Annotated in this window: 8 protein-coding genes; 4 read left to right on the top strand and 4 right to left on the bottom strand. The window is 56.9% G+C overall.

Going from position 1 to position 6,953, the window contains the following annotated elements:
* Positions 1 to 326: 326 nt before the first annotated feature.
* Positions 327 to 632: a copper-binding protein gene (locus KOE80_RS16280; protein ID WP_009462618.1), complete on the bottom strand. Its 306-nt coding sequence runs from the start codon at positions 630 to 632 to the stop codon at positions 327 to 329.
* Positions 633 to 743: 111 nt separating this feature from the next.
* Here KOE80_RS16280 and KOE80_RS16275 point away from each other — a divergent pair, with 111 nt between their 5' ends.
* Both KOE80_RS16275 and KOE80_RS16270 read left to right on the top strand, forming a co-directional pair.
* Positions 744 to 1,268 carry a GNAT family N-acetyltransferase gene (locus tag KOE80_RS16275; protein WP_080748114.1) on the top strand — a complete coding sequence of 175 codons (525 nt, stop codon included), beginning with the start codon at positions 744 to 746 and terminating at the stop codon, positions 1,266 to 1,268.
* 9 nt (positions 1,269 to 1,277) lie between these two features.
* Entirely contained in the window at positions 1,278 to 1,841 is a 564-nt protein-coding gene (locus KOE80_RS16270) for a cob(I)yrinic acid a,c-diamide adenosyltransferase (protein ID WP_035273561.1), read from the top strand.
* Positions 1,842 to 1,903: 62 nt separating this feature from the next.
* On the opposite strand, the gene KOE80_RS16265 is transcribed toward KOE80_RS16270, so the two are convergent.
* Positions 1,904 to 2,941 carry a C45 family autoproteolytic acyltransferase/hydolase gene (locus KOE80_RS16265; RefSeq protein ID WP_060186170.1) on the bottom strand — a complete coding sequence of 346 codons (1,038 nt, stop codon included), beginning with the start codon at positions 2,939 to 2,941 and terminating at the stop codon, positions 1,904 to 1,906.
* Between the two features lie 5 nt (positions 2,942 to 2,946).
* Complete coding sequence (locus KOE80_RS16260; RefSeq protein WP_060186169.1) at positions 2,947 to 3,807, bottom strand: MurR/RpiR family transcriptional regulator; 861 nt, start codon at positions 3,805 to 3,807, stop codon at positions 2,947 to 2,949.
* Between the two features lie 182 nt (positions 3,808 to 3,989).
* Here KOE80_RS16260 and KOE80_RS16255 point away from each other — a divergent pair, with 182 nt between their 5' ends.
* Positions 3,990 to 5,315, top strand: a complete 1,326-nt coding sequence (locus tag KOE80_RS16255) for an aspartate aminotransferase family protein (protein ID WP_226349513.1) — start codon at positions 3,990 to 3,992, stop codon at positions 5,313 to 5,315.
* Positions 5,316 to 5,418: 103 nt separating this feature from the next.
* Positions 5,419 to 5,943, top strand: coding sequence for a carboxymuconolactone decarboxylase family protein (locus tag KOE80_RS16250; RefSeq protein WP_226349512.1), 525 nt, complete (start codon positions 5,419 to 5,421; stop codon positions 5,941 to 5,943).
* Here KOE80_RS16250 and KOE80_RS16245 read toward each other — a convergent pair.
* Positions 5,940 to 6,881, bottom strand: a complete 942-nt coding sequence (locus KOE80_RS16245; protein ID WP_115635279.1) for a LysR family transcriptional regulator — start codon at positions 6,879 to 6,881, stop codon at positions 5,940 to 5,942. The genes KOE80_RS16250 and KOE80_RS16245 overlap by 4 nt on opposite strands.
* Positions 6,882 to 6,953: the final 72 nt, after the last annotated feature.

The raw sequence follows: 6,953 nt of genomic DNA, 5'->3' as shown, positions 1-6,953 counted from the left end.
GGTCGCCCGGAACCAAGGAGTCCAGCGTGACCATTTCCCATTCATGTTGATAAGCAGTCGGGGTCTTAAGCATGAACGTATTATGAACAAGCCTGCTGTTTTATGGGAGGGTTTGTCAGCAGTCTGAAAAGGGGCAGATTTCTCTGCCCCTTTTTTTACATTCCGCTTGCTGACCACACCCAACACGGCGGTAAGCGGCGGATTAGCCAGCACGGCAACAGACTCTACCTTGTCATCTCGACCACGAGCCCACGCCAGTGTTTCGCCTGCGTCGGAGATGAAAAAAACCGGGCGAACCCGGCTTTTATCAACCCACTCAAGCAGGCTTACTTGCTGATCTTGGTGACCACGTAATCACCACCGTCACGTTTGGCAGTGAACTTTACCTTGTCACCCGGTTTGATGTTGGCCAGCAAGGCGGGATCAATTTTGTACACCAATGTCATGGCGGGCAGTTCCAGGTCGCTGATCTCACCATGCTTGATGGTAATTTTGCCGGCCTCGGCATCCAGTCGGCGCACTTCACCCGAGGCACTGGCTTCCTGAGCCTGGGCGACCACGACATAGGCCGAGCCAGCTACCACACCCAAAGTTCCCAACGCCAAGGCTGCGCTTCGTTTCGTCCACGTCATTTTTCACTCCTGCAAATTGGGCAGAGCCAGACAATTAGCTCATAATGCCTACTTTCGGACGCCTGATGCGTCTGTTTCCGATCAAGCATAACGCTAAACCTTTGCAAAAGCATGAGCGAATTTATTAAAGGGTATGTGCTGCGTCCAGCCACCCCCGCAGACCTTCCGGCCATTTTGGGCCTGATGCGCGATATGGCCGCGTTTGAGAAACTGGAGCATATTTTCAAGGCCAGCGTTGAGTCTCTGCGCAACAGTTTCTTCTCGGACGAGCCCAGTGCCTACTGCCTGGTCATTACTCCCGAAGATCAGCCCGACGCACCAATTTCTTACATTATGTGGTTTTACAACTACTCCAGTTTCCTGGATCGCCGCGGCATCTATCTGGAGGATTTATATATAGACCCGGCCCACCGCAAGCACGGTCTGGGCGCTGCTGCCCTGCGCCATCTGGCCCAGATGGCGGTAGCCCAAGGCTGTGGCCGCCTGGAGTGGGTAGTACTGGACTGGAACCAGAACGCCATCGACTTCTACAAGTATCAGGGCGCTCAAGTGCTGGAAGACTGGCGCGTGGTACGCGTCACTGGCGATGCCCTGGTCAATCTGGCTCAAGGCACCCCTACTCCTGCCGAAACATAAGGCTTCTTCATGTCCACACGACTTTCCATTATCAGCACCCGCACCGGCGACGATGGCACAACGGGCCTGGGCGATGGCAGCCGCCTGCCCAAGACCGCTCCCCTGATTCATGCCCTGGGCGACGTGGATGAACTGAACAGCCATATCGGCGTCTTGCGCAGCATGGCACTGCCCGAGGATGTTGATGCCCTGCTGTCCGACATTCAGCACGACTTGTTCGATATGGGGGCCGAGCTGTGCATCCCTGGCCATCAGGTCATAGGCAGCGTCCATGTGGAACGTCTGGACCAAGCGATTCGTCACTACAACGAGCCCTTGGGCATACTCAAAGAGTTCATTTTGCCCGGTGGCAGCCCGGCAGCCGCACAAGCACATGTACTGCGTTGTGTGGCGCGTCGTGCAGAACGCAGCGTCGTGGCGGTGCCCTCAGAATCCTTGCCACAAGAAGGCCCGCGCCTGTATCTGAACCGCCTGTCGGATTTGTTGTTTGTGCTGGCGCGTACCTTGAACCGCCATGCAGGCCGCTCCGACGTGCTGTGGGAGCCCAAGCGCAACGAGCCTGGCAAGGGCTGATCGCCCCATCGCGACTGCAACTATAAAAATAGGGCCCTGCTTTAGCAGGGCCCTATTCCTTTTCAGGCTAGATCAATGCGAGTGGTATCCGCAAACTTCAGCACAGGCTCGTCCGTGGGGTCTTCGTAGACCTGCCACTTCAAGGACTGGCTGCCCACCTGAATATCCACGGTAGCCAGGGTGTTTTCCGCGTCACTGTCCGCCGGGTCACAGCGCCAGATCGGAAATTCCGCATGGTGCTGATCCGCCAGGACGATCAAAGGATCAAGCGCAGCACCGGCTTGTGCCAACAATTGATCCCCACGCTCCTGCCGCAGTTCGGACGACCGGGTAATACGCTGTTCAAAGCCTTTCATGGACGGATGGACCGCATGATTGGCGTGCAGATGGTTTTGCTCAATGGTCTGCACAGAAACGGCCTCGGCACTGAACTCCACGCTCAGCAAGCGTGGATCGCCACGCTGCGCCAGGCTCAAATGGAAAGCGCCGGAACGTGGGTGATCCTGCAAGATCCCTACTGCCTGATCCAGATCAGGCTGATCCAGCATGGCGCGGGTCAGGACCATGCGCGGCACCCCTGGGGCCACATGCCGAGCCCGCACATTATTCACCGTCATGGCCAAACCGGCCTGGGTCACTGCAAAGCTGTGGCCCGGCAAGGAAGCAGGATAAAGAAAGGAGACAAAGGACATGCCGCTGTCGGGGATGAATTTGGCCACCCCGCAGTAACCGGCAAAACCTGGATCACCATCTTCGTTATGCACCAGACGAGGCTCGCCCTGGGCGGGCATTTGCACGGTAGTGCAACCATCGGGAGCCATGGCCCACAAGTCGCCCCGGCAATTCCACAAGAAAACGTCTTCAAAGGGGAGCTCCAGACCCAATGCCAGGCCCTGGAGCTCGGTCCATATTCGGGGGAAATAACGCTCGGTGTACTGAGCCAGCTGACCGGCTACAGCCGTCCCCTTCGATTGCATGATGCCTTGCCATGCTGCTGAGTTCAGCAAGTAGGCATGCACGGCGGGGGCTCCGAAACGTCCCAAAGAATGGCCAATTTCTTTGGGACCACCACTTAACTCCAGATAGGACAACTTAGCCATTGCGTCTATTTCCAGTAAGCACCGGACTGGTGCAATTGATTTTCAACCAACTCAATACCGCTGACAGCACGACTGCCCGCCTTGGCCAGAACCTGTTCCAGCAAGACCTCCACCAGTGCCTGTGCAGCAACCAGAGAAGGAAAAAAAGACGGACTGTCGGTTCCAAACAATAATGTGGCATCTGCCTGCTGCGCAATAGGGGCAAGCAAGCTGTCGCAAATCGCCAGGATTTGTGCATCTGCCTGTCGGGCCGCTGCATGGGCCAGCACGGCTTCCTGGGAATACGGTGCAAAACCGAACAAGACCAGCACATCCCCTTTTTGCAGCGCCCGCAGATCCATATCCAGAGTACCGGACTCGCCACGCAACAAGCCAATCGAGGGCCGGAACAGACGGTACTGATAATGAAAGGAAAAAGCGGGTGCAAAAGAGGCTCTGAACCCGGCCACAAAAACCCGCTTGGCCTTGTTCAGCAATTCCACAGCCTGTGGCAAGCGTGCTTCATTCACCTCGCGCAGCAGCGCCAGAGTATCCATTTGTGCTGTCAGCGTCTGCGCCAGGCGATCTTCTTTATTTCGATTGCGTACCACCGCCCGGGCCTGATCGGCATAACGCCGTGCACCCTGTCCATGCAGCGCCTGGGTGAACACTGCCTTGAACTCTGCCCAACCGCCAAAACCCAAAGACTGGGCAAAGCGCAGCAAGGTGGCAGGCTGCACCTGTGCCTGCGCGGCCAACTGACGCATGGACATCAAGGGCACCTGTTCGGCATGATCCAGCACATAGCGCGCGCTTTGCTGGAACTGCGGCGACATGGTGGCAAACGCTGCCTGAATACGCTCGGTCAGATTGCTCAAGGAGTTCATGGGCCAACACGCTTAAAAAGGGGACATCAAGTATATATCGGGCGCAAATGCAGTCTGGGCGCAACAGTGAGGCCTTTATCCACCTGTCCCGACAAATCAATGATGATTTATTTGTTGAAAGTATTATTATATATTCAACATACGTTGAAAATCCTTCCGGGCCTACTTTCTGGATCTGCGCCATGACACATGTCTTTCATCGCAACCCCAAACAAACCTTGCCCTGCGCCATCAAAGGCGATGGCATCCGCATCGTGGACAGCAATGGCAACACTTATATAGACGCCAGCGGTGGCGCGGCCGTATCCTGCCTGGGCCATAGCCACCCTGTTGTGATCGCTGCCATCAAGCAACAGCTGGACCAGATTGCCTACGCCCACACGTCCTTTTTCAGCAGTCAGGCCGCCGAGGACCTGGCAGATTTTTTGACCAGCCGATCCCCCGGTGATCTGGACCATGTGTACTTTCTGTCCGGAGGCTCGGAGGCCGTAGAAGCCAGCCTGAAGCTGGCACGGCAATATTTCGTGGAGATTGGTCAGCCCGAGCGTCATATTTTCATCGCACGCCGTCAGAGCTATCACGGCAATACGCTGGGGGCTTTGGCCATTGGCGGCAATGAATGGCGTCGCAAGCCGTTCCTGCCTCTACTGGCTCCGGCCCAGCATGTCTCGCCCTGCTACCCCTACCGCGACCAAGGCAGTGATGAAAGTGCCGAGCAATATGCCGACCGTCTGGCTCAGGAACTGGACGACATGATTCAAAGCCTGGGTCCCCAGAACGTCGCGGCCTTTGTCGGCGAAACTGTAGTGGGCGCGACCGCTGGTGCCTTGGCGCCAGTAGGCGATTACTGGAAAAAGATCCGTCGGGTCTGCGACAAGCACGGCGTGCTGCTGATTCTGGATGAAGTCATGTCGGGCATGGGGCGGACCGGCTATCTGTTCGCCTGCGAGGAGGACGGAGTCGTGCCGGACATCATGGCCATTGCCAAGGGTCTGGGTGCGGGCTATCAGCCTATTGGTGCGATGCTGGCCAGTGACCGGATTTACCAAGCCATCCTGAATGGCTCGGGCTTTTTTCAGCACGGCCATACCTATATGGGTCACGCCACAGCCTGCGCTGGTGCTTTAGCCGTGCAACAAGTGATTGAGCAAGACCAGTTGCTGGAAAACGTCCGTCAGCGCGGCGAGCAATTGCGCCGGGAGCTGCATCAGGCGTTGGACAGCCACCCCAATGTGGGTGATATACGTGGTCGTGGCCTGTTTGTCGGAGTCGAACTGGTGCAAGACAAGGCCAGCAAGCAAGCGCTGGACCCTGGCTTGAAAACCCACGCCAAGATCAAGCAGCATGCGTTTTCCCAAGGTTTGATGCTCTACCCTATGGGTGGCACGATAGATGGAGTTCACGGCGACCATATCTTGCTGGCACCGCCCTTTATCTGCACCGAGGCCGACATTCACGAAATCGTGACACGTCTAACCCAAACCATCGAACACATCCTGCCCCGATAAACCCGTCGAGCAGAGCGTCGAACAAACAGTCAGAACGCTCTGCTGACTGCGTTGCGGCAAGCCAGCCGCAAGAGGCACCGCTAGTTATACATAAAGGAGAACCATGGCCCGCCTACCCTATGCTGACCTGAATGCCCCCGACGCCGCCCCATTGGTAGAACAGATCATTGCAGAGCGCGGCAGCGTCTTGCACCTGTACCAGATGCTGCTGCACAGCCCACCCATTGCCAAAGGCTGGCTGAATCACCTGACCGGCATACGCCACAACAGCAGCCTGCCGGGCGATCTGCGCGAACTGGTCATCATGCGCGTAGCCCTATTGAACCGTGCCCCTTACGAGGCCGATCAACATGCCCCTATCGCGCTGGCAGAGGGGCTGAGTCAAGCCCAACTGGATGCCCTGCCCGACTGGCAAGACTCCGATGCCTTCACGCCCATTCAGCGTGCTGTGCTGGCTTACACCGATGCCATGACTCTGAATGTGCAAGTGGAGCCCGCTGTTTTTCAGGACGTACGCCAGTATTTTGATGAAAAACTGACGGTTGAGCTGACCGCCACCATCGCTACCTACAATATGGTGTCGCGCTTCCTGGAAGCCTTGCACATTCATTCCGACGACTCGCGTTAAAACGGCACCCTGAGCGCCTCCGTCCGGCCACCTCCCAGGCGCCCCGCCAGAAACTCCACAAACAAACGCAGTTTGGGAGGCAAATGGCGGGTGGGCGGATACAAGGCCCACAAGGCACCACAATACTGCGTACGGAACTCCCAATCGGCCAGCACGCGCACAATACGCCCTTCCAGCTCCGGCTCCCTGGCCACAAAGCAGGGCAAACTGCCTATCCCCAAACCACGCTCTACCGCATCCAGACGCACACCCGTATGGTTAGCCGCATAGCGCCCCCTAACCGACACATTCAGTACCCGCCCGCCTTTATTGAAACGCCAACGTGAATCGCTGGGTGCCTCGCCCAGGTAGATGCAGCTATGTTCGCGCAACTGCTGGGGATGAACGGGCAGGCTGTGTTCGGCCAGATACTCCGGACTGGCGTACAAGCCATGCCGAATATCCGTCAGATGACGCCCCATCAAACCGGGCGGCGGCTGATCCGTGATGCGTATCGCCAGATCCAGCTGATCGTCGATCAGGTCTGCATAGCGATCATCCAGATTCATCAGCACATTCACTTTGGGGTGCGCCGCCAGGAAATCCGGCATATGCGGATGAATCAGAAAATGCCCCACGGCTTTGGGAACACTCAAGCGTATCTGCCCCTCCGGCTCGGTCTGGAACTGCCCCGAGATCTCCATCGCGGCCTGGGCGCAGGACAGCATGTCACGGGCATGCTCGTAAATCGCCTGGCCACTGTCGCTTAGCCGTAATTTACGCGTCGTGCGCTGCAATACCCGCGTTCCCAAACCTTTCTCCAGACGCGCAATGGAACGGCTGACTGCCGACGGGGTATAGCCCAGTTGGCGAGAGGCTTCGGAAAAGCTGCCTGTCTCCACCACTTTGACAAAAACCACCATATCGCTCATCAGGGAAGTGAGATTACTTGTGCTCATAGGGAATAAATTATTTCAATGAATTGCAATTATCAGGACTGCTCACTATGCCTACAATGCCTTAAAACCAAC

Origin of the sequence: Alcaligenes sp. 13f (assembly GCF_020496585.1) — a bacterium.
Taxonomy (GTDB): domain Bacteria; phylum Pseudomonadota; class Gammaproteobacteria; order Burkholderiales; family Burkholderiaceae_B; genus Alcaligenes; species Alcaligenes phenolicus.
Note: the sequence above shows the minus strand (reverse complement) of the source record. Positions and strands in the feature narration are given on the sequence as shown.

What these genes read in the sequence shown, in the direction of transcription:
- KOE80_RS16270 (WP_035273561.1), top strand. Translation starts at nt 1,278, where the DNA reads ATGTCCACACGACTTTCCATTATCAGCACCCGCACCGGCGACGATGGC.
- KOE80_RS16265 (WP_060186170.1), bottom strand. Translation starts at nt 2,941, where the DNA reads ATGGCTAAGTTGTCCTATCTGGAGTTAAGTGGTGGTCCCAAAGAAATT.
- KOE80_RS16255 (WP_226349513.1), top strand. Translation starts at nt 3,990, where the DNA reads ATGACACATGTCTTTCATCGCAACCCCAAACAAACCTTGCCCTGCGCC.
- KOE80_RS16280 (WP_009462618.1), bottom strand. Translation starts at nt 632, where the DNA reads ATGACGTGGACGAAACGAAGCGCAGCCTTGGCGTTGGGAACTTTGGGT.
- KOE80_RS16250 (WP_226349512.1), top strand. Translation starts at nt 5,419, where the DNA reads ATGGCCCGCCTACCCTATGCTGACCTGAATGCCCCCGACGCCGCCCCA.
- KOE80_RS16260 (WP_060186169.1), bottom strand. Translation starts at nt 3,807, where the DNA reads ATGAACTCCTTGAGCAATCTGACCGAGCGTATTCAGGCAGCGTTTGCC.
- KOE80_RS16245 (WP_115635279.1), bottom strand. Translation starts at nt 6,881, where the DNA reads ATGAGCACAAGTAATCTCACTTCCCTGATGAGCGATATGGTGGTTTTT.
- KOE80_RS16275 (WP_080748114.1), top strand. Translation starts at nt 744, where the DNA reads ATGAGCGAATTTATTAAAGGGTATGTGCTGCGTCCAGCCACCCCCGCA.